This is a genomic window from Pseudomonas sp. ASL8 (assembly GCF_056680355.1).
The window spans coordinates 3,359,168-3,380,324 of record NZ_CM155278.1 but is presented as its reverse complement, the minus strand read 5'-3'; the positions used below and the strand labels follow the sequence as shown (position 1 = coordinate 3,380,324).

16 protein-coding genes and 4 tRNA genes are annotated in these 21,157 nt (G+C 57.0%); 4 read left to right on the top strand and 16 right to left on the bottom strand.

Annotation, left to right across the window (positions count from 1 at the left end; all coding sequences use genetic code 11):
• Positions 1–795: an enoyl-ACP reductase FabI gene (fabI, locus tag AC1MEA_RS15595; protein WP_219061472.1), complete on the top strand. Its 795-nt coding sequence runs from the start codon at positions 1–3 to the stop codon at positions 793–795.
• A 164-nt stretch (positions 796–959) separates the two neighbouring features.
• Here fabI and AC1MEA_RS15590 read toward each other — a convergent pair whose 3' ends face one another.
• The 10 genes from AC1MEA_RS15590 to AC1MEA_RS15545 form a co-directional block, all read right to left on the bottom strand.
• Positions 960–2,831: a SurA N-terminal domain-containing protein gene (locus AC1MEA_RS15590; RefSeq protein WP_219061473.1), complete on the bottom strand. Its 1,872-nt coding sequence runs from the start codon at positions 2,829–2,831 to the stop codon at positions 960–962.
• Positions 2,832–2,928: 97 nt separating this feature from the next.
• Positions 2,929–3,005: transfer RNA gene (locus tag AC1MEA_RS15585), tRNA-Asp, on the bottom strand.
• Between the two features lie 53 nt (positions 3,006–3,058).
• Entirely contained in the window at positions 3,059–3,331 is a 273-nt protein-coding gene (locus tag AC1MEA_RS15580) for an HU family DNA-binding protein (protein ID WP_002552737.1), read from the bottom strand.
• A gap of 142 nt (positions 3,332–3,473) precedes the next feature.
• Positions 3,474–5,870, bottom strand: a complete 2,397-nt coding sequence (gene lon, locus AC1MEA_RS15575) for an endopeptidase La (protein WP_219061474.1) — start codon at positions 5,868–5,870, stop codon at positions 3,474–3,476.
• A 156-nt stretch (positions 5,871–6,026) separates the two neighbouring features.
• Positions 6,027–7,310 (bottom strand): ATP-dependent Clp protease ATP-binding subunit ClpX, encoded by a 1,284-nt coding sequence (gene clpX, locus AC1MEA_RS15570; protein WP_219061475.1) that lies wholly within the window; start codon positions 7,308–7,310, stop codon positions 6,027–6,029.
• A gap of 105 nt (positions 7,311–7,415) precedes the next feature.
• Positions 7,416–8,057, bottom strand: coding sequence for an ATP-dependent Clp endopeptidase proteolytic subunit ClpP (gene clpP, locus AC1MEA_RS15565; protein ID WP_480416692.1), 642 nt, complete (start codon positions 8,055–8,057; stop codon positions 7,416–7,418).
• 91 nt (positions 8,058–8,148) lie between these two features.
• Entirely contained in the window at positions 8,149–9,459 is a 1,311-nt protein-coding gene (tig, locus tag AC1MEA_RS15560) for a trigger factor (protein ID WP_219061477.1), read from the bottom strand.
• A 391-nt stretch (positions 9,460–9,850) separates the two neighbouring features.
• Positions 9,851–9,935 (bottom strand) — tRNA-Leu (locus AC1MEA_RS15555).
• 56 nt (positions 9,936–9,991) lie between these two features.
• Positions 9,992–10,067, bottom strand: a tRNA-His gene (locus tag AC1MEA_RS15550).
• Positions 10,068–10,116: 49 nt separating this feature from the next.
• Positions 10,117–10,193 (bottom strand) — tRNA-Arg (locus tag AC1MEA_RS15545).
• A gap of 280 nt (positions 10,194–10,473) precedes the next feature.
• Between AC1MEA_RS15545 and folD the strand changes: the two genes are divergently transcribed.
• Positions 10,474–11,328, top strand: coding sequence for a bifunctional methylenetetrahydrofolate dehydrogenase/methenyltetrahydrofolate cyclohydrolase FolD (gene folD / locus AC1MEA_RS15540; RefSeq protein ID WP_480416691.1), 855 nt, complete (start codon positions 10,474–10,476; stop codon positions 11,326–11,328).
• A 64-nt stretch (positions 11,329–11,392) separates the two neighbouring features.
• Here folD and cysS read toward each other — a convergent pair whose 3' ends face one another.
• Together cysS and AC1MEA_RS15530 are read right to left on the bottom strand one after the other, a co-directional pair.
• Complete coding sequence (gene cysS / locus AC1MEA_RS15535) at positions 11,393–12,775, bottom strand: cysteine--tRNA ligase (protein ID WP_449634946.1); 1,383 nt, start codon at positions 12,773–12,775, stop codon at positions 11,393–11,395.
• A gap of 9 nt (positions 12,776–12,784) precedes the next feature.
• The gene (locus AC1MEA_RS15530) at positions 12,785–14,482 is read right to left on the bottom strand and encodes a glutamine--tRNA ligase/YqeY domain fusion protein (protein WP_480416690.1); all 1,698 of its coding nucleotides are present in this window, start codon (positions 14,480–14,482) and stop codon (positions 12,785–12,787) included.
• Between the two features lie 132 nt (positions 14,483–14,614).
• Between AC1MEA_RS15530 and AC1MEA_RS15525 the strand changes: the two genes are divergently transcribed.
• Together AC1MEA_RS15525 and AC1MEA_RS15520 are read left to right on the top strand one after the other, a co-directional pair.
• Positions 14,615–15,115: a peptidylprolyl isomerase gene (locus AC1MEA_RS15525; RefSeq protein ID WP_480416689.1), complete on the top strand. Its 501-nt coding sequence runs from the start codon at positions 14,615–14,617 to the stop codon at positions 15,113–15,115.
• Positions 15,112–15,855: a UDP-2,3-diacylglucosamine diphosphatase gene (locus AC1MEA_RS15520; protein ID WP_480416688.1), complete on the top strand. Its 744-nt coding sequence runs from the start codon at positions 15,112–15,114 to the stop codon at positions 15,853–15,855. The genes AC1MEA_RS15525 and AC1MEA_RS15520 overlap by 4 nt, the downstream gene beginning before the upstream one ends.
• A gap of 387 nt (positions 15,856–16,242) precedes the next feature.
• Here AC1MEA_RS15520 and AC1MEA_RS15515 read toward each other — a convergent pair whose 3' ends face one another.
• The 4 genes from AC1MEA_RS15515 to AC1MEA_RS15500 all read right to left on the bottom strand — a co-directional run bounded on the left by AC1MEA_RS15515 (position 16,243) and on the right by AC1MEA_RS15500 (position 21,041).
• Complete coding sequence (locus AC1MEA_RS15515; protein WP_219061483.1) at positions 16,243–17,775, bottom strand: DHA2 family efflux MFS transporter permease subunit; 1,533 nt, start codon at positions 17,773–17,775, stop codon at positions 16,243–16,245.
• Positions 17,776–17,838: 63 nt separating this feature from the next.
• On the bottom strand, positions 17,839–19,071 hold the full coding sequence (locus AC1MEA_RS15510) for an EmrA/EmrK family multidrug efflux transporter periplasmic adaptor subunit (protein WP_480416687.1): 1,233 nt from the start codon (positions 19,069–19,071) through the stop codon (positions 17,839–17,841).
• Between the two features lie 15 nt (positions 19,072–19,086).
• On the bottom strand, positions 19,087–20,556 hold the full coding sequence (locus AC1MEA_RS15505) for an efflux transporter outer membrane subunit (protein WP_480416686.1): 1,470 nt from the start codon (positions 20,554–20,556) through the stop codon (positions 19,087–19,089).
• The gene (locus tag AC1MEA_RS15500; RefSeq protein ID WP_480416685.1) at positions 20,553–21,041 is read right to left on the bottom strand and encodes a MarR family winged helix-turn-helix transcriptional regulator; all 489 of its coding nucleotides are present in this window, start codon (positions 21,039–21,041) and stop codon (positions 20,553–20,555) included. The genes AC1MEA_RS15505 and AC1MEA_RS15500 overlap by 4 nt, the downstream gene beginning before the upstream one ends.
• Positions 21,042–21,157 lie beyond the last annotated feature (116 nt).

The following is a 21,157-nucleotide window of genomic DNA, read 5'->3' as shown; positions in this document are numbered from 1 at the left end:
ATGGGTTTTCTCGCCGGTAAGCGCGTCCTGATCGTCGGTGTCGCTAGCAAACTGTCCATCGCATCCGGCATCGCTGCCGCCATGCATCGCGAGGGCGCAGAGCTGGCCTTCACGTATCAGAACGACAAACTGAAAGGTCGTGTCGAAGAGTTCGCCGCAGGTTGGGGCTCAGGCCCGGAACTGTGCTTCCCTTGCGACGTGGCCAGCGACGAAGAGATCGCCAAGGTCTTCGAAGAACTGGGCAAGAAGTGGGATGGCCTGGACGTGATCGTTCACTCGGTCGGCTTCGCCCCTGGCGACCAGCTTGACGGTGACTTCACCCAAGCGACAACGCGCGAAGGTTTCCGCATCGCTCACGACATCAGCGCCTACAGCTTCGTTGCACTGGCCAAGGCCGGTCGCGAAATGATGAAAGGCCGCAATGGCAGCCTGCTGACCCTGTCCTACCTGGGTGCAGAGCGCACCATGCCTAACTACAACGTGATGGGCATGGCCAAGGCCAGCCTGGAAGCCGGTGTACGTTACCTGGCCGGTAGCCTTGGCCCGGAAGGCACACGCGTGAACGCAGTATCGGCTGGCCCGATCCGCACCCTCGCCGCCTCCGGCATCAAGAACTTCCGCAAAATGCTCGCTGCCAACGAAGCGCAAACACCGCTGCGTCGCAACGTGACCATTGATGAAGTCGGCAACGCCGGCGCGTTCCTGTGCTCGGACCTCGCGTCCGGCATCAGCGGCGAGATCATGTACGTCGACGGCGGCTTCAACACCACCGCGATGGGCAACCTCGAAGAGTAAAAACTCAACGCGCGGCACCCAAAAAGCCCGCCGCTCTCACGAACGGTGGGCTTTTTTGTTTTCGACCCTACGGGAATTTCGAAAGCACCTGTTCAGGCACAAAAACTTGAGACAAAAAAAGGCCGCTCATTGAGCGGCCTTCTTTTTTGTCGCGGGATCAGACGTCAGTAACGGGTGATCTTCGCTTTGCTTTGCAGCTGTGCGCGGTAAGCAGCGAAATCCTGCTGGCCGGCACGCGAGGCGAGGAAGCGACGGTACTGGGCCTTCTCATCAGCTGTCGGCGCTGCGGCTTCGTTGACACCATTAAGACGCACCACCACGAAGCTGCCATCAGCCAACGTCAGGCTGGTGTAGGACGGCTTGTCCTTGCCTAGAGGCTTGGGCATGCGGAACAACGCCTGCAGAACCACCGGATCGATGCCTTCCTGACTGCGGGTGACCGCTTCCAGGACTTTCCAGCTTTGACCGTTCTGCTTCGCAGCAAGAGCGATCTTGCCATCACGCAGACCTGTAACCAGCTCGGCACCCTTGGTCTTGACCGCTTCAGTGGCGTGATTCTTGATCAGCTGTGCACGAATGCTGCTGGCAACGCTTTCAAGCGGCAACTGCTCTGGCTGACGGTGTTCCTTCATCCGTACGACCACAACCGTTTCCGGATCAAGTTCCAGCGGTGCACTGTTGGAGCCTTCTTCAAGCACTTCCGGGCTGAACGCGGCCTGGATCACTGCACGGTTGGAGGTCAGGCCTTCACCGCCCTCACGACCAAATGGCGCAGTGGTTTGCACTTTCAGTTTCAGCTCTTGAGCAGGCTGCACCAGATCGGACGCTTCGAACGCCGAATCTTCAAGCTGCTTGGTCACGTCAACGAAACGCTGCTCGACCTGCTGGCTTTTCAATTCGTGGGTGAGCTTGTCTTTCAAGCTGGCGAAGCTCGGCACCGACGGTGCTTCAACGCCCAACAACTTGATCAAGTGCCAACCGTAGTCGCTGCGTACCGGCCCCGAGACCTGATCTTTCTTCAGGTCATACAGCGCCTTTTCGAAAGCCGGATCATAGACACCCTTGCCCGCGTAACCCAGGTCACCACCTTTGCTGGACGAACCCGGGTCCTGGGAAAACTCCTTGGCCAGGGCTGCGAAATCCTCACCTTTGGCCAGACGCTGTTGAATCTCTTCAACCTTCGCTTTGGCCTGAGCTTCGTTCAGTTTGTCATTCACTTCGATCAGAATGTGCGCAGCACGACGCTGCTCGGCAAGGTTGCCGATTTCTTTCTGATAAGCCGCCTGCAAATCGGCGTCCTTGACTGCAACCTGATCGAAGAAAGAAGACTTCTTCAATTCGATGTAGTCGAGTACGACCTGCTCCGGACTCATGAACTCTTTGGCGTGTTCGTCGTAATGCGCTTTGACTTCATCGTCGGTCACTTTCGCGGCAGCAATGTCAGCCTTGAATGTCAGCGTGGCGAAATCGCGAGTCTGTTTTTCCAGACGAGCGAACGCATCAACCTGAGCATCGGTCACGAAAGCGCTGCCTGCCAGACCGGCACGCAACTGACCAATGAGCATTTCCTGGGTCAGCATTTGGCGGAATTGCAAACGGCTGAAGCCCAGTTGACGAATCACCTGATCGAAACGGTCAGCGCTGAATTTGCCGTCTACCTGAAATTCAGGTGTCTGCAAAATCTGCTGATCCAGAGCCGCTTCGGAGAAAGCAAATTTCGAATCGGCTGCACCTTGCAGCAACAACTTGCGATCAACCAGCCCTTTCAAGGCTGCGTCGTGCAACATTTTGTCATCCAGCAGCGCAGGATCGAAATCCTTGCCCAACTGCTGAATCAGCTGACGGCGTTGCATATCGACCGCCTGACTCAGCTCGTTTGTCGTGATTTCTTCACCATTGACCTTGGCAGCATCCTGACTCGTGCTGGTGGCCCTGAAAATGGCGTCAAAACCAGTCAAGGCCATCAATGCCACGATGACCCCGATGATCGTCTTGGCAATCCAGCCTTGGGAATTGTCCCTGATATTTTGCAGCATGCGTCCCCCAGAACGGTTGTAAAGATTAACCAACCGCGGAGCGTGGGTGGAATCCGGATAGAAGAAAGGCGCATCCGAGGATGCGCCTTCTCGTAACTGGCGGAGCGGACGGGACTCGAACCCGCGACCCCCGGCGTGACAGGCCGGTATTCTAACCGACTGAACTACCGCTCCGCTGCCAGGACAAGAATGACCAGGTCCTGGATGGGCAAAGGCTTGAAAGAAACTTAGTTAACAGCTTCTTTCAGGGCTTTACCGGCTTTGAAACCTGGTTTTTTGGCTGCTGCGATTTCCAGCGTCTTACCGGTCTGCGGGTTACGACCGATACGAGCAGGACGATCTGTTACGGAGAAAGTACCAAACCCAACCAATACCACAGAGTCGCCAGCCTTCAGAGCGCCAGTGACGGATTCGATTACTGCGTCCAGCGCACGGCCAGCAGCAGCTTTCGGGATATCAGCAGATGCAGCGATAGCATCAATCAGTTCCGACTTGTTCACTCTAAGTCCCCTTATATCTATATTGAGTATGTTTCTAAGTTTTTTGGTGTAGACAAAAACGAGTGCTGAATGGCCTACAGACACTTTAAAGAGCCGCTTTATAACAAGGGCTCTAAAAAGCTGTCAAGGAAGGCCATTCAGGCTAATGCGTGCTGATTCTCTCCTTAGAGTCAGTCTCGCGCTTTTCGTCCTTTGCAACCATCTCCGGGGCCACATCCGGCAAGGGCTCCGGCGCGTATTGCAGCGCAATTTGCAGGACCTCGTCAATCCATTTAACCGGTTTAATCTGCAGGTCCCGTTTGATATTGTCCGGAATCTCTTTCAAGTCCCGTACGTTTTCCTCGGGAATGATCACCGTTTTGATTCCGCCACGGTGTGCCGCAAGCAGTTTTTCCTTCAAACCGCCGATGGCCAGAACCTGCCCCCGCAGGGTGATTTCACCGGTCATTGCCACGTCGGCACGGACCGGGATCTGTGTCAGCGCTGAAACAAGGGCCGTGCACATGCCTACGCCAGCGCTAGGGCCGTCTTTCGGGGTGGCCCCTTCTGGCATGTGGATATGAACGTCACGCTTCTCATGGAAGTCCACGGGGATTCCCAGGCTTTTCGCACGACTGCGCACAACGGTCAGGGCAGCCGTGATGGATTCGACCATCACATCACCCAGTGAACCGGTCTTGATCAACTGACCTTTGCCAGGCACTACGGCCGCTTCGATGGTCAACAATTCGCCGCCCACCGACGTCCACGCCAAGCCTGTCACCTGTCCGATTTGATCCTGTTGCTCGGCCAAACCGTAGCTGAATTTGCGCACACCCAGGAAATGCTCAAGCATTTCCGCGGTAACACGGACCTGGAAGCGTTTTTCCAGCGAGTGTTCCTTGACCGCCTTGCGGCAGATCTTGGCGATTTGCCGCTCCAGGCTCCGCACGCCGGCTTCACGGGTGTAGTAGCGGACGATGTCGCGAATCGCTTCCTCGTCTATCTCAACCTCGCCTTTCTTCAAGCCGTTGGCCTGAATCTGTTTTGGCGACAGGTATTTGACCGCGATGTTGATTTTTTCGTCTTCGGTATAGCCAGGCAGACGGATGACTTCCATCCGGTCCAGCAATGCCGCAGGAATGTTCATCGAGTTCGCGGTGCACAGGAACATCACGTCGGAAAGGTCGTAATCGACTTCCAGGTAATGGTCGTTAAAGTTGTGGTTCTGCTCAGGGTCGAGCACTTCCAGCAATGCAGAAGCGGGATCGCCACGCATATCGCTGCCCATTTTGTCGATTTCATCGAGCAGGAACAGCGGGTTGCGCACGCCCACTTTTGTCATCTTTTGTATCAATCTTCCCGGCATGGAACCGATATATGTCCGGCGATGACCACGAATTTCCGCTTCATCACGCACACCACCGAGGGCCATCCGCACGAACTTGCGGTTAGTCGCATTGGCAATCGACTCTGCTAGAGACGTTTTACCCACACCCGGTGGACCTACCAGGCACAAAACCGGACCGCGAATTTTCTTCACGCGTTTTTGCACGGCGAGGTATTCAAGGATGCGTTCCTTGACCTCATCCAGACCATAGTGGTCGGCATCAAGAATGTCTTCAGCGCGAGCCAGGTCCAGACGCACCTTGCTCTGAGCCTTCCACGGCACTTGCACCAACCAGTCGATGTAGGTACGCACCACGGTCGCTTCAGCCGACATCGGCGACATTTGCTTGAGCTTGTTCAGCTCAGCCAGCGCTTTGGTCAAGGCATCCTTAGGCAAGCCGGCAGCGTCGATGCGTTTTTTCAGCTCTTCGATTTCGTTGTGACCTTCGTCACTGTCGCCCAGCTCTTTCTGAATGGCCTTCATCTGCTCATTCAGGTAGTACTCGCGCTGGCTGCGCTCCATCTGCTTTTTGACGCGGCCGCGAATACGCTTCTCGACCTGCAACAGATCAATTTCAGCATCCAGCAAAGCCAGTACGTGCTCTACCCGTGCAGGCAGATCGACGATTTCAAGAATGGCCTGCTTCTGCTCGATTTTCAGCGCCATGTGCGCAGCCATGGTATCGACCAGGCGGCCCGGCTCATCAATGCTATTGAGAGATGACAAGACTTCAGCCGGGACTTTTTTGCCCAACTGCACATACTGCTCGAACTGGGCCAGCAAGCTGCGCACGAACACTTCAGATTCGCGGTCAGGTGCATCGACCTCGTCGATCAACGTCACTTCAGCGCGGCAATGGCCATCGACCTCAATGAAGCGTTCGACGGTGCCACGCTGCTCGCCTTCGACCAACACCTTAACGGTGCCATCAGGCAACTTGAGCAGCTGCAATACGGTTGCAACGGTGCCGACGCTATAAAGCGCCTCTTCACCTGGATCATCGTCTGCAGGATTTCTTTGCGCGAGCAAAAGAATCTGCTTATCCCCCGTCATCGCGGCCTCGAGGGCTTCGATAGATTTCTCGCGCCCCACAAACAGCGGGATAACCATGTGCGGATAAACCACGACATCGCGCAATGGCAAGAGAGGCAATTCTATGGTGGTCTTCATGATTTCGCCTCTACGGCGGCCATAAGGCCGGAACATATGGAAGTTAGCTTGAAGTCAAGATGGGGGTAGCGTCTTAAAAAAACAAGCTCTGACGCAGGAAAAGCAAAAGGGGCCCGAAGGCCCCCTCTTTATTACCTGTCAACGCAGCAGTTTCGCTTACGCGTCTGGGGCAGCCTTGGCAACCGGCTCGCTGTTTTCGTAAATCAACAACGGCTTGGACGTGCCCTCGATGACGCTCTCATCGATCACCACCTTGCTCACCTCGGACTGCGAGGGGATCTCGTACATGGTGTCGAGCAGAACACCTTCGAGAATGGAACGCAGACCGCGAGCGCCTGTTTTGCGCTCAAGTGCGCGTTTGGCGATCGACTTCAGTGCGTCAGCACGGAACTCGAGTTCCACACCTTCCATTTCGAACAGTTTTGCATACTGCTTGGTCAACGCGTTTTTCGGCTCGGTGAGAATCTGCATCAGAGCAGCCTCATCCAATTCGTCCAACGTCGCCAGAACCGGCAGACGGCCCACGAACTCTGGGATCAGACCGAACTTGACCAGATCGTCAGGCTCAACCTCACGCAGCGATTCGCCAACCTTCTTGCCTTCCTCCTTGCTGCGTACCTCGGCATTGAAGCCGATGCCGCCGCGAGTGGAACGGCTCTGGATAACCTTTTCGAGGCCCGAGAAAGCGCCACCGCAGATAAACAGGATGTTACGTGTGTCCACCTGCAGGAATTCCTGCTGTGGATGCTTGCGACCCCCTTGAGGAGGAACGGAAGCCACGGTGCCTTCAATCAGCTTCAGCAAGGCTTGCTGCACGCCCTCGCCGGAAACATCGCGAGTAATCGAAGGGTTGTCGGATTTGCGCGAAATCTTGTCGATTTCATCGATGTAGACAATGCCCATCTGGGCTTTTTCTACGTCGTAGTCACATTTCTGCAACAGCTTCTGAATGATGTTTTCCACGTCCTCACCCACATAACCAGCTTCGGTCAGGGTGGTGGCGTCAGCGATGGTGAACGGCACATTGAGCAAACGAGCCAATGTTTCAGCGAGCAGCGTCTTGCCGGAGCCCGTTGGGCCGATCAGCAGGATGTTGCTTTTACCGAGTTCAACATCATCATTCTTCTTGTCGCGCTGGTTCAAACGCTTGTAGTGGTTGTACACCGCTACTGCCAGAACCTTTTTTGCACGTTCTTGACCAATCACATACTGATCAAGGATGCCGCTGATTTCTTTAGGCGATGGTAATTTATGCGCGCTGCTTTCGGCCTGAGCTTCTTGCACCTCCTCACGGATGATGTCGTTGCACAGGTCGACGCACTCGTCGCAGATAAAAACCGAGGGGCCGGCAATCAATTTGCGCACTTCATGCTGGCTTTTGCCACAGAAGGAGCAATAGAGCAATTTGCCGTTGTCCTCGCCGTTGCGGGTGTCAGTCATTCGATCGATCCAATCCGGTAGGCTTGCAACACAAGATGAAGGCTATTGCGGGCTTTTTCAAGTCCGCAGGTGGCCAGTTGTTCCAACCACCTACGATTGAGCTGCTTAGCGAGCCATTTGACGCTGAGTAAGAACCTGATCGATCAAACCATATTCAGCAGCGCGCTCGGCGCCCATGAAGTTATCCCGATTGGTGTCTTGCTCGATGGTCTCAATCGTTTGCCCGGTGTGGTGCGCGAGAATTTCATTCAAGCGAGCACGAATGGACAGGATTTCCTTGGCATGGATATCAATATCCGATGCCTGCCCCTGAAAACCGCCCAGTGGCTGGTGAATCATCATTCGCGAGTTTGGCAGGCAGTAACGCTTTTTAGCGGCGCCGCCAGCCAGCAGGAAAGCACCCATGCTGCAGGCCTGACCGATGCAAATGGTCGACACGTCTGGCTTGATGAACTGCATGGTGTCGTAGATCGACATGCCCGCAGTCACCGAACCGCCTGGTGAGTTGATGTAGAGATGGATGTCCTTGTCCGGGTTTTCGGCTTCAAGGAACAACAGCTGCGCCGCAATCAGGTTGGCCATGTAGTCTTCTACCGGACCTACCAGAAAGATCACCCGCTCCTTGAGGAGGCGCGAGTAGATGTCATAGGCGCGTTCGCCACGGGCGGACTGCTCGATAACCATCGGGACCAGGCCGCCAGCGGCCTGGATGTCAGAGTTCTGCTGAATATAAGAATTGCGGGACATGTCTCGCATTCACTCCCAAATAGTCATTTCTTGAATACACATAAGCCAGCACGAAGGCTGGCTTATGGGTGTTTTCGAACGAGAGAAAAAATCAGTCGGCTTGTGGAGCTTCTACCGGCTTGACTGCTTCTTCGTAAGAGACCGATTTGTCGGTCACGCTAGCTTTCTGCAAAACAGTATCCACAACTTGTTCTTCCAGCACAACCGAACGCACTTCGTTCAGCTGCTGGTCGTTCTTGTAGTACCAGGACACGACCTGCTCAGGCTCTTGGTAAGCCGATGCCATTTCCTGAATCATCTCGCGAACACGAGCGTCATCAGGCTTGAGATCGAACTGCTTGACCACTTCAGCAACGATCAGGCCCAGCTCTACACGGCGCTTGGCTTGTTCTTCGAACAGCTCGGCTGGCAGTTGATCCGGCTTGATGTTACCGCCGAACTGCTGAACAGCCTGCACGCGCAGACGGTTCACTTCGTTTTCGAGCAGTGCTTTAGGCACTTCGATCGGGTTGGAGGCCAGCAAGCCGTCCATCACCTGGTTCTTGACCTTGGACTTGATCGCCTGACGCAGCTCACGGTCCATGTTCTTGCGAACTTCGGTACGGAAACCGTCGATGCCTGTTTCCTTGATGCCGAACTGAGTGAAGAACTCTTCGTTCAGCTCAGGCAATTTAGGCTCGGAAACAGTGTTGACCGTCACGGTGAACTCGGCGGCTTTATTGGCCAGCTCCAGGTTCTGGTAGTTTTCCGGGAAGGTCAGGTTCAGAACACGCTCTTCGCCGGCTTTAGCGCCAACCAGACCGTCTTCGAAGCCAGGGATCATACGACCGGAACCCAGCACCAGCTGAGTACCTTTGGCAGAGCCGCCAGCAAACACTTCGCCATCAACCTTGCCAACGAAATCGATGTTCAGTTGATCTTCGTTCTGAGCAGCACGCTCAGTGACTTCGAAACGAACATTTTGCTTGCGCAGGATTTCCAGCATTTTGTCCAGATCGGCGTCAGCCACGTCTGCACTCAGACGCTCGACAGCGATGGACTCGAAGCCTGCAACCGTGAATTCCGGGAATACTTCAAAAGTAGCCACGTATTCCAGGTCTTTACCTTTTTCAAAGGTTTTTGGCTCTACAGAAGGTGCGCCAGCTGGATTGAGCTTCTGCTCAACCACTGCTTCGTAAAACGTTGCCTGAATCAGATCGCCCAGTGCTTCCTGACGAGCGCCGTCTTCATAACGCTGACGGATCACGCTCATAGGCACTTTGCCAGGACGGAAGCCCGGGATCTTAGCTTTACGGGCAGTCTGCTGCAGACGCTTGTTGACTTCAGTCTCGATGCGTTCGGCAGGCACGCCAATGGTCATGCGGCGCTCAAGAGCGGAAGTATTTTCAACAGAAACTTGCATGGATATTCCTCGTTGCACAGACGTTAGCCGGCCGTTTCCGACCCCAGAATCAAGGGCATGCATTCTAGTGGGTCAAACTCAAGAAGTCACCCCACTGAAAAGGGTAAGTAAGCAGCATGAATTCAAGCAGCCGGCAGGGGGGCGACGACGCCCATTGCGAACGATTGACGCAAGGCAGCAAGCGACGCGTCTGGCACACCCTATATAAGGAACCCCTGGTGCGCAGCCTGCCCTTTATATCAACCAAAAAACCGCCGAACGCCAGTAAAAACGGACGAAGCGGGTGGTCGCGCCGGGCGAAATTTTCAATATTCCGAAACAAAAAAAAGCCGCACTAGGCGGCTTTCTGTTGCTTTATGAATGCCGCGGGCATTTCACAAAGCTTGTATCTTGGTGCGGACGGAGAGACTCGAACTCTCACACCTTTCGGCGCTGGAACCTAAATCCAGTGTGTCTACCAATTCCACCACGTCCGCGCTTCAAGCCTTTAAAGCAAAGGCGCCTGATTTTTAAGTCAGGCGCCTTTCGAATATGGGGTGGACGAAGGGGATCGAACCCTCGACAACGGGAGTCACAATCCCGTGCTCTACCAACTGAGCTACGCCCACCATATAGCGTGTGACCGATGTAACATTACTTGTGCCAAAGTTGCCTAAATGGCGCACCCGGCAGGACTCGAACCTGCGACCATCCGCTTAGAAGGCGGATGCTCTATCCAACTGAGCTACGGGCGCTTATTTAATCTGTATTCATTAACCGATTACAAATTAAGAGCTTCAGTCACGCTGAGCCAATCTACAACTCTGCCCGACATTCTTAACCAGTGCTAGGCTGTGCCCGACAAGTGCGACGAATCTTATAGACGAGCCCCGAGGTCGTCAACTCTTTTTCGAAAAAAATTCAGTTAGATAAAGGAGTTAGAGGAATATACAGACCAAGCGCCTTTGCCCTCGCGCCACGGCATGCGAGAATGCGCGCTCTTTTTCAATCCCTTTCGATGGTTAATCACGCGTCATGACAGCAAAACTAATCGACGGTAAAGCGATCGCAGCCGGCCTGCGCCAGCAGATCGCTAAACGTGTCACCGAGCGTCGCGAACAGGGCCTGCGGACACCGGGCCTCGCGGTGATTCTGGTTGGCAACGACCCCGCGTCCCAGGTTTATGTCTCGCACAAGCGTAAAGACTGTGAAGAAGTCGGCTTCAACTCCAAAGCCTATGACTTGCCTACCGACACCTCGCAGGATGAGCTGACCGACCTGATCGATCGCCTCAACGACGATCCGAATATCGACGGCATCCTGGTGCAACTGCCACTGCCCGCGCATCTGGATGCCTCAAAACTGCTGGAGCGCATTCGCCCGGACAAAGACGTGGATGGCTTCCATCCTTATAACGTCGGTCGGCTGGCGCAACGCATCCCCCTGCTGCGCCCATGCACCCCCAAGGGCATCATGGCCTTGCTGGAAAGCACCGGTGTCGATCTTTACGGGATGGACGCAGTCATCGTCGGCGCCAGCAACATCGTCGGCCGCCCGATGGCGATGGAACTGTTGCTCGCGGGCTGCACGGTCACCGTGACCCACCGCTTCACTCGCGACCTGCCAGGCCATGTGGGCCGTGCGGATCTCGTGATTGTCGCTGCCGGCAAACCCGGCCTGGTCAAAGGTGAGTGGATCAAGGAAGGCGCCATCGTGATCGACGTTGGCATCAATCGCCAGGAAAACGGCAAGCTGGTCGGCGACGTAGTGTATGAAACCGCCCTGCCCCGCGCTGGCTGGATCACTCCGGTACCGGGCGGCGTTGGCCCGATGACCCGTGCCTGCCTACTGGAAAACACCTTGTACGCTGCGGAAACCCTGCACGTCTGAGTGCCCGGGATCAGGCATAAAAAACGGCACCCTCGGGTGCCGTTTTTCATGACTCAACAGTCAGTCAGTCCGCCAAACGCCAGGTCGTACCGCCTTTGCCGTCTTCCAACACCACGCCCATCGCCGTGAGTTGGTCGCGAATGCGGTCCGATTCAGCCCAGTCCTTGTTGGCACGAGCACTCAATCGAGCCTGAATCAGCGCTTCGACTTCAACCGCATCGACCCGACCCTCTGCGCCTGCACGCAAAAAGTCATCCGCCTCGAGCTGCAAAACACCCAACACACTGGCCAACTCTTTCAGACGTGCCGCCAAACCCGCAGCAGCCGCCAGATCGGTGTCACGCAGACGGTTGATTTCGCGCACCATCTCGAACAGCACCGCGCAGGCTTCCGGCGTGCCGAAGTCGTCGTTCATCGCCGCAGAGAAACGCTCGACGAACGCGTCGCCACCGGCAGGCGCTACGGCAGGCAAGCCTTTAAGGGCGTGATAGAAACGCTCCAGCGCGCCCTTGGACTCTTTCAGGCTGTCTTCGGAGTAGTTGATCGAGCTGCGGTAATGGCTGGACACCAGCAGATAACGCACCACTTCCGGCTGGTATTTCTCCAGCACGTCGCGAATGGTGAAGAAGTTGTTCAAGGACTTGGACATCTTCTCGCCATTGATGCGGATCATGCCGCAGTGCATCCAGGCATTGGCGTAAGGCTTGCCAGTGGCCGCCTCGCTCTGGGCGATTTCGTTTTCGTGGTGCGGGAACTCTAGATCGTTGCCGCCGCCATGAATATCGAAGGTCTCGCCCAGGCAGCAAGTCGACATCACCGAGCATTCGATGTGCCAGCCCGGACGCCCTGCGCCCCACGGCGACTCCCAGCTCGGTTCGCCCGGCTTGACGCCCTTCCACAGCACGAAGTCCAGCGGATCGTCCTTGGACTCATCCACTTCGATCCGCGCACCGATGCGCAGGTCTTCGATCTTCTTGCGCGACAGCTTGCCGTACCCCATAAACTTGCCGACGCGGTAATACACGTCGCCATTGCCCGGAGCGTAGGCATAACCTTTGTCGATCAAGGTCTGGATCATGGCGTGCATGCCCGCGATATGATCGGTCGCGCGCGGCTCCATGTCCGGCGGCAAAATGTTCAGCCGCGCCTCGTCCTCGTGCATCGCATCGATCATGCGTGCAGTGAGCGCCTCGAAGGACTCGCCGTTTTCACGGGCACGGTTGATGATCTTGTCGTCGATATCGGTGATGTTGCGCACATAGGTCAAGTCATACCCACTGAAACGCAACCAGCGGGTGACCAGATCGAACGCGACCATGCTGCGGCCATGCCCAAGGTGGCAGAAGTCGTACACGGTCATGCCGCACACGTACATCCGCACCTTGTTGCCGTCCAGAGGCTTGAAGACTTCCTTGCTCTTGGTGAGCGTGTTGTAAATTGAAAGCACGATGATTCCTTAGCTCTGACCCCATGAGTCACGCAGCGTCACAGTACGGTTGAACACCGGCTGACCGGGTTTCGAGTCCTTGATGTCCGCGCAGAAATAACCTTCGCGCTCGAACTGGAAACGGTCTTCCGGCTGCGCTTGCGCCAATGACGGCTCAGCACGGCAACCCGTGAGCACTTGCAGGGAATCAGGGTTGATGTTGTCCAGGAAACTGTCGCCGTCTTCCGCTTTGTCCGGGCTCGGCGAGCGGAACAGACGATCGTACAGACGCACTTCGCACTCGAGGCTTGCAGCGGCCGGCACCCAATGCACCACGCCTTTGACCTTGCGCCCTTCAGGGTTTTTACCCAGGGTTTCCGGATCGTACGAGCAACGCAGTTCGACGATGTTGCCGTCGGCGTCCTTGATCGCTTCGTCGGCGCGAATCACGTAACTGCCACGCAGGCGCACTTCGCCGTTGGGCTCGAGACGCTTGTAGCCTTTTGGCGGCTCTTCCATGAAGTCATCACGGTCGATGTAGATTTCGCGCGCAAACGGCAGTTCACGTACCCCCATGTCTTCTTTCGGGTGACGCGCCAGCTCGAGCATCTCGACCTGACCTTCCGGGTAGTTGGTGATCACGACTTTCAGCGGACGCAGCACACACATGGCACGCGGCGCGCTGTGGTCGAGGTCATCGCGGATGCTGAATTCGAGCATGGCGAAATCGACAACGCCATCGGAACGGTTAGTGCCGACCATCTCGCAGAAGTTACGGATCGAACCGGCGGTGTAGCCACGACGACGGAACCCCGACAAGGTCGACATGCGCGGGTCGTCCCAGCCATGCACGTGCTTCTCGTCGACCAGTTGCTTGAGCTTGCGCTTGCTGGTGACGGTGTAGCTCAGGTTAAGACGCGAGAACTCGTACTGACGCGGATGGCTCGGCACTGGAAGGTTGTCCAGGAACCAGTCGTACAGCGGACGATGGCCTTCGAACTCAAGGGTACAGATCGAGTGGGTAATGCCTTCGATGGCGTCCGACTGACCGTGGGTGAAGTCATAGTTCGGGTAGATACACCACTTATCGCCGGTCTGATGGTGATGCGCATGGCGAATGCGGTACAGGATCGGGTCGCGCAGGTTCATGTTCGGCGAGGCCATGTCGATCTTGGCCCGCAGTACACGCTCACCGTCTTTGAACTCGCCAGCCTTCATCCGGGCAAACAGGTCCAGGTTTTCCTCGACGCTGCGCTCACGGAACGGGCTGTTCTTGCCAGGCTCGATCAGGTTACCGCGGTATTCCTTGGACTGCTCGGGGCTCAGGTCGCAGACGAACGCCTTGCCCGCCTTGATCAGCTCTACGGCCCAGTCGTGCAATTGATCGAAGTATTGCGAGGCATAACGCACTTCGCCGGCCCACTCGAAGCCCAGCCACTTCACGTCGCTTTCGATGGCGTCGATGTATTCCTGGTCTTCCTTGGCCGGGTTGGTGTCATCGAAACGCAGGTGCGTTACGCCACCGAACTCCTGAGCCAGACCGAAGTTCACGCAGATCGCCTTGGCGTGGCCGATATGCAGGTAACCGTTGGGCTCAGGCGGGAAACGGGTCACGATCTGGGTGTGCTTGCCCGAGTCCAGGTCTGCCTGCACGATTGCGCGCAGGAAATTGGTCGGGACAGCAGGACCTGCCTTGGAATTCGCAGTGGAGTCAGTGGGCTTGCTCATAGGATCCTTGAACGTACAAGTGCGCGGCCAGGGTAGGCCGACTAAATCAAAGCGCTTATCATAGCCGAAGCTGTCAAGGTGTTGCGACCAGCGCGCGCGCCTTCCACGAATTCAAAACGAGCGATTTTCACAATGTCCAAAGTCAAACTGAGCACGAACCACGGCGACATCGTCCTGCAACTGAACGCCGATAAAGCGCCGGAAACCGTGGCCAACTTTGTGCAGTACGTTAAAGAAGGCCATTACGACAACACCATATTCCATCGTGTGATCAGCAACTTCATGATCCAGGGCGGCGGTTTCGAGCCGGGCATGGCACAGAAAAAAACCCGCGCCACGATCAAAAATGAAGCCAACAACGGCCTTTCCAACCTAAAAGGCACCGTGGCCATGGCCCGCACCATGGAGCCGCATTCGGCGTCCTCGCAGTTCTTCATCAACGCGGGCGACAACGATTTCCTCGACCACACCGCACCGACTGTTCAAGGCTGGGGCTACACCGTGTTTGGTGAAGTGGTAGACGGCATGGACGTGGTCGAGAAAATCAAAGGCGTGGCCACCACCATGAAAGCGGGTCACCAGGACGTGCCTGCCGAAGACGTGATCATCGTGAAAGCCGAGATCGTTGAGTGATATTGCTGATCTCTGATCTGCACCTGGAAGAGCAGCGCCCGGACATCACCCGGGCGTTTCTGGCATTACTCGACGGCCGGGCCCGCGCGGCCGAGTCGCTGTACATCCTCGGGGATTTTTTCGAGGCATGGATCGGCGATGACGCCATGTCGCCGTTCCAACTGTCGATCTGCAAAGCTCTGCGCGCACTAAGCGACAGCGGCACGCAGGTGTTCCTGATGCACGGCAATCGCGATTTCATGATCGGGAACGCGTTCTGCAAGGCTGCAGGCTGCACCTTGTTGAAAGACCCAAGCGTGGTGCAACTCAATGGCGAGCCTGTGCTGCTGATGCACGGCGACAGCCTGTGTACCCGCGACGAAGCCTACATGCGCATGCGCCGCTACCTGCGCAACCCGCTGACCTTGTGGGTCTTGCGCCATTTGCCCTTGGGCACCCGGCACAAGCTGGCGCGCAAGCTGCGCAACGAAAGTCGCGCGCAGACCCGCATGAAAGCCAACGACATCGTCGACGTCACGCCCGAGGAAATCCCACGGATCATGGCGCAATACGGTGTGCGCACGCTGATCCACGGCCACACCCACCGCCCGGCAATTCATAAACTGCAGGTCGGCAACGATGCAGCAAAGCGGATTGTCCTGGGGGATTGGGATCGTCAAGGCTGGGCGCTGCAGGTCGATGAACAGGGTTTCCAGCTGGCGGCGTTTGATTTTGTGCCTGTACCGGCATTGACTCACTGACGCCATCGCGGCGGGGTCGCGTCCGACGGAACCGGTCGCTTTCTTGAGACCGCTGAAGGTCCTTTGGACCTTATCGCAGCCTTCGGCAGCTCCTACAGGACCCAGTTTGCTGCGCGACAGCGCGGCGTCGAAGACGGGACGGTATCTCTTATCAAGCAACCTTTAACTCATTGAAAAATAAAAATAAATTTTATTATATTTTCATCCGAACGCTGATCCTTTGTAGGAGCGTGCTTGCCCGCGATCGGCTGCGAAGCAGTCGCAAAATGGCTGGATTCACTATCGCAGGAAGGTCCTTCGTGTCGGACGCCACCCCCGGCCTATCGCGGGCAAGCGCGCGCCTACAGTTTGCTACGCGGTTGCAGACGGGGCGGCGGGGTCCGCCTATCAATGCCCCGCCGGCGGTCCCGCCTTCGCCGTAAACGGTGGTTTGGCCATCCACACCAGCACGATCAAGCCCATAAAAGCCCAGCCCAGCATGTGGAAGTAGTCGACGGTCGACATCATGTACGCCTGGCTGTTGAGCATCCCCTCAAGCTGCGCATACGCCTGACTGCCCGCCCCGCCCAGATTGTTCAGCGCGTCGCGGGTCGCAGGTTCGTAGGTGCTGATGTTTTCGCTCAAATAGGCATGGTGCTGATTCGCCCGCCGAATCCAGATCCAGGTGGTGAGCGATGCGGCAAAACTGCCCCCCAGGTTCCGCAGAAACGTCGCCAGCCCCGAACCGTCGGCGATCTGATCAGGCGGCAAGTCAGACAGCAGGATGGTCAACGTCGGCATGAAGAACAGCGCCACGCCCGCCCCCATGAAGAGTTGCACCAGCGCAATATGCTCAAAATCAACCTGATTGGTGAAATCGGCACGCATGAAGCAGCTCAGCCCTATCGCAAAGAACGCCAGCCCGGCCAGCAGTCGCAGGTCGAATTTGTGCGCGTATTTTCCGACAAAAGGCGACATCAGCACCGGCAGAATACCAATGGGCGCCACCGCCAGCCCGGCATAGGTCGGGGTATACCCCATCTGTGTCTGTAGCCATTGCGGCAGCAGCAGGTTGATGCCGAAAAATCCCGCATAGCCCCCCACCAGGGTGATGGTCCCGATGCGGAAGTTACGGAAGGCGAACAGGCGCAAATTGACGATGGGATGACGGTCGGTCATTTCCCAGATGATAAATATCGCCAGGAAGACCACTGAAATGATGGTGCCTATCACGATGAAGCTGGACGCGAACCAATCCAGGTCATTGCCCTTGTCGAGCACGATTTGCAACGCACCCACACCCACAATCAATGTCAGCAGGCCGACGTAATCCATGGGCTGACGGCTGGTAACCACCGGCCGCGTGCGCATTTGTGTACGCACTACGAACGCAGCGAACAGGCCGATTGGAATATTAATGAAGAAAATCCATGGCCAGCTGTAGCTGTCGGTGATCCATCCGCCGAGGATCGGCCCGGCAATGGGCGCCACCACCGTGACCATCGCCAGCAATGCCAGTGCCATCCCCCTTTTGGCCGGGGGATAGACCGCAATCAATAGCGTCTGTGTCATGGGGTACAGCGGACCGGCGACCACACCTTGCAGCACGCGGAAGCCGACCAGCTCGGGCATCGACTGGGAAATCCCGCACAAAAACGACGCCATCACGAACAGCACGGTGGCCCAGATAAACAGTTTTACCTCACCCACCCGACGGCTGAGCCAACCGGTCAGCGGCAAGGCGATCGCGTTACTGACCGCAAACGAGGTGATGACCCACGTGCCCTGCTCCGAACTTACCCCCAGATTACCGGAGATGGTCGGCAAAGCGACGTTGGCGATGGTGGTGTCGAGCACCTGCATAAAGGTCGCCAGCGACAGGCCGATGGTGCACATCAACAAACTGGGCGGCGTAAAAGAGGCCGGGGCGGTCGAGCTCATCGCGAATCCTTTAACACTTGAACGTCGCTCCGGCCAGAAGGCCGGAGCACACGGATTGGCGAATCAGCGCTGAACCGTTCGGCTGTTGTTGGCGCTGTTATCGTGGATTAAACGCGTGATCAGGGCGTCAGCGTCAGCCAGTTGTTCCTCGTAGATACGGGTACTGAACGAGGCCTTCTGCGGCGGTTGCTGTGCCAATACCGGGCCACTCTGATCGTGCAGGTTGACGTTGACCACGGTCGACAGGCCAATGCGCAACGGATGCTCTTTCAACTGCTCAGCGTTGATGTGAATCCGCACCGGCACGCGCTGTACGATCTTGATCCAGTTACCCGTGGCGTTCTGCGCTGGCAGCAAGGCAAACGCGCTACCCGTGCCGGCACCCAGGCTGTCAACCGTGCCGCTGAACTTCACGTCACTGCCGTACAGATCAGACTCAATGTCCACCGGCTGACCGATGCGCATCTTGCCCAGCTGGGTTTCTTTGAAGTTGGCATCGATCCACAGCTGATTCAGCGGGATCACCGCCATCAACGCGGTGCCGGGTTGAACCCGCTGGCCCAATTGCACGGTGCGCTTGGCCACGTAGCCGGTGACCGGCGCAATCAAGGTGCTGCGGGCGTTACCCAGGTAAGCCTGACGCACCTGCGCGGCAGCCGCTTTCACATCCGGGTGCGAGGACACCACCGTGTCGTCCACCAGCGCGGAGCTGGTAGCCAATTGCTGCTGGACGTTGTTCAACGCATTTTGCGCGGTCGTCAGGTCGTCGCGGGCATGGGACAACTCTTCCTGAGAGATCGCCCCGCCTGCGGCAAGATTCTTACGGCGGTTATAGTTGTCCTGGGCTTTCTGCACCTCGGCCCGTTGCGCGGCCAACTGAGCCCTCATCCCGTCGACATTGCTGTAAAGACCGCGCACCTGGCGCACCGTTTTGCCCAGATTGGCTTCGGCGCTTTGCAGGCTGACTTCGGCATCGCTCGGGTCGAACTGGATAAGCACCTGGCCCTCACGGACCAGATCGCCATCGTCGGCGCCGATGCTCACCACCGTCCCGGTAACCAGCGGCGTAATGGCGACCACGTTGCCGTTTACATAGGCGTCATCGGTGCTTTCGTTCCAGCGCCCGTAGATTTCATACCAGCCCCAGATACCGAGACCGCCGAGGATCACCAGCATCAGGACCACCAGCAACCAGATCTTGCGCTTGCGCGGGTTCTGATCCCGATCTTTGTTCTGAACTGCGTTCTGAGCTTTTGGGTCGTTTACAGACGTATTTTCGGTAGCGGCAGTAGCCATGACGATTACCTTGAGTTATTCAGTCAGCGAAGCGGTTGATGAGGTGTTCAGGCCTTGGCTTTCACCCTGAAAGCCTCCACCCAGTGCCTGCATCAACTGGATCGACAAATCGATTCGTTCGGCGTTGAGATCCGCCAGTTGGCGTTGTGACTGGAGCAATTGCTGTTCAATGCTCAGCACATCGAGGTAGTTGCCTATCCCCGAACCAAATCGTTGAACCACCGTGTTGTAGGAGTCTTGAGCGATGTCGGTGGCGCGTTGCTTGGCGTCGATCTGACCACCGATGGCACGCAGTTGAGAGAGCGTGTCGCTGACATCACCCAACGCCCGAACCAGGCTTTTGTTGTACTGCGCGACGGCCAGGTCGTAATCGGCATCGCGAGCATCGAGATCGGCGCGCAGGCGTCCACCATCGAACAACGGCAAGGACACGGCAGGCGCGATATTGAAGAAGCGGCTGGCCGAACCGAACATCGCGTCACCCAGCAAAGACTCGGTGCCTGCGGCGGCACTGAGGTTCAGGTTCGGGTAAAAACGGGTTTTGCCAGCGACAATACTTTTGCTCGCGGCTTCTACCCGCCAACGCGCGGCCACCAGATCGGGACGACGCCCGAGCAGCTCAGCTGGCAGCGCCGACGGCAAGGCGACGGCGCTGGGCTGAAGAATAGTCGGGCGGGCGATGTCTTCACCCCGGTCCGGCCCTTTGCCCAGCAACACCGCCAAGGCTATTTTCGCGCTGTGCAGACGTTTTGCCGCATTGATCAGTTGTTCTTCAGAACTGGCTTCGAGGCTTTCGGTCTGCTGGAACTGATAGCGACTGTCGATCCCGGACTTCAGACGACGGTTACCCAGTTCAAGCATTTGCTGGGTGCGTTTCAGGTCTTCAGCCGCCAGGTCATGGACCACATGGGCCTGACCAAGGTCGCTGTAGGCGCGGGCAACGTCGGCAGCGAGGGTCAGTTGCGCGGCTTGCTGATCGACTTCGGCGGCACGCGCCTGACCCAGCGCAGCTTCCCAGGTGGCGCGTTGGCCGCCCCACAGGTCGAAGGTGTAATTGAAATTCACACCCAGATTACGCACGGTAGAGTAGGTGCCGCCCTCGCCTGTCGGGCTCTGATCGCGCGCCAGACGTGACCGCGTGCCCCCCCCTTCGGCGTCGACAGTCGGCATCCGCGCGGCATCGGCAGCATACGCCGCAGCACTGGCCTGATGCGCCCGGGCGCTGGCGATTTGCATGTCGGGGCTGTCGCGCAAGGCTTCGCTGATCAGACCATCGAGTTGCGGGTCACCGAGGCTTTTCCACCAATCGCTTTTTGGCCAGGCGGCGGGCGACAACGTCACGCCATCGAGCGTCTGCGCGGCCTGGAGGTTTTTCGCATCCAGGCGTGTGCCTTCAGTGCCAAGACCACGGTAACTGGCGCACCCGGCCAGGCTCATGGCGAGAAACACCAGACTCAATGAGGTCCGCAGGGTCACGTTACTCATTTCGCACCTGTCGCTTTAAAACCCAGGCGGGCAATGGTGATCTGATCATCGGCCGCCACCAGCACCTTGGTCAGTATCTGCTCAAGGCTCTTCAGTTCGGCCGGTTCGAGCGCACCCAACAGCTCGTTCATGGCCTCGGCACCGATCTGCGGAAGCCGGTCCGAAAGCGTTTGTCCCTCTTCGGTCAACGCCAGATGTACCTGACGCCGATCAGCGTCCGAGCGGGTGCGGGTGATCAGCTCTTTTTGCTCAAGGCGGTCCAGCATGCGGGTCATTGAGCCACTGTCGAGCGACAGGTGACGGCACAGCTCGGCCGGGGTGTCGGCAGCAAACTGGGCAATGATAACCAGCACTTTAAACTGCGATGCGGTCACACCGTAGGGCACCAGATGCATGTCCAGCAGGCGGTCTTTGAGCGCGTTCGTGCGCCCGATCAACAGACCCATGAGACCGGAGTTGAAGTTGTCAGACGTGAAATGCTTCATCGAGCCACCAAAAAGCTGCCTAGGCAGAGAGTTGGCGAAATATTACTGCCTAGGCAGCGAATGTCAACGCATTAATTAGCAAGCTCACTAACTGAATGACAAACGATCCCACTCTC

What these genes read in the sequence shown, in the direction of transcription:
- fabI (WP_219061472.1), top strand. Translation starts at nt 1, where the DNA reads ATGGGTTTTCTCGCCGGTAAGCGCGTCCTGATCGTCGGTGTCGCTAGC.
- AC1MEA_RS15590 (WP_219061473.1), bottom strand. Translation starts at nt 2,831, where the DNA reads ATGCTGCAAAATATCAGGGACAATTCCCAAGGCTGGATTGCCAAGACG.
- lon (WP_219061474.1), bottom strand. Translation starts at nt 5,870, where the DNA reads ATGAAGACCACCATAGAATTGCCTCTCTTGCCATTGCGCGATGTCGTG.
- clpX (WP_219061475.1), bottom strand. Translation starts at nt 7,310, where the DNA reads ATGACTGACACCCGCAACGGCGAGGACAACGGCAAATTGCTCTATTGC.
- clpP (WP_480416692.1), bottom strand. Translation starts at nt 8,057, where the DNA reads ATGTCCCGCAATTCTTATATTCAGCAGAACTCTGACATCCAGGCCGCT.
- tig (WP_219061477.1), bottom strand. Translation starts at nt 9,459, where the DNA reads ATGCAAGTTTCTGTTGAAAATACTTCCGCTCTTGAGCGCCGCATGACC.
- folD (WP_480416691.1), top strand. Translation starts at nt 10,474, where the DNA reads ATGACAGCAAAACTAATCGACGGTAAAGCGATCGCAGCCGGCCTGCGC.
- AC1MEA_RS15530 (WP_480416690.1), bottom strand. Translation starts at nt 14,482, where the DNA reads ATGAGCAAGCCCACTGACTCCACTGCGAATTCCAAGGCAGGTCCTGCT.
- AC1MEA_RS15525 (WP_480416689.1), top strand. Translation starts at nt 14,615, where the DNA reads ATGTCCAAAGTCAAACTGAGCACGAACCACGGCGACATCGTCCTGCAA.
- AC1MEA_RS15515 (WP_219061483.1), bottom strand. Translation starts at nt 17,775, where the DNA reads ATGAGCTCGACCGCCCCGGCCTCTTTTACGCCGCCCAGTTTGTTGATG.
- AC1MEA_RS15510 (WP_480416687.1), bottom strand. Translation starts at nt 19,071, where the DNA reads ATGGCTACTGCCGCTACCGAAAATACGTCTGTAAACGACCCAAAAGCT.
- AC1MEA_RS15505 (WP_480416686.1), bottom strand. Translation starts at nt 20,556, where the DNA reads ATGAGTAACGTGACCCTGCGGACCTCATTGAGTCTGGTGTTTCTCGCC.
- AC1MEA_RS15500 (WP_480416685.1), bottom strand. Translation starts at nt 21,041, where the DNA reads ATGAAGCATTTCACGTCTGACAACTTCAACTCCGGTCTCATGGGTCTG.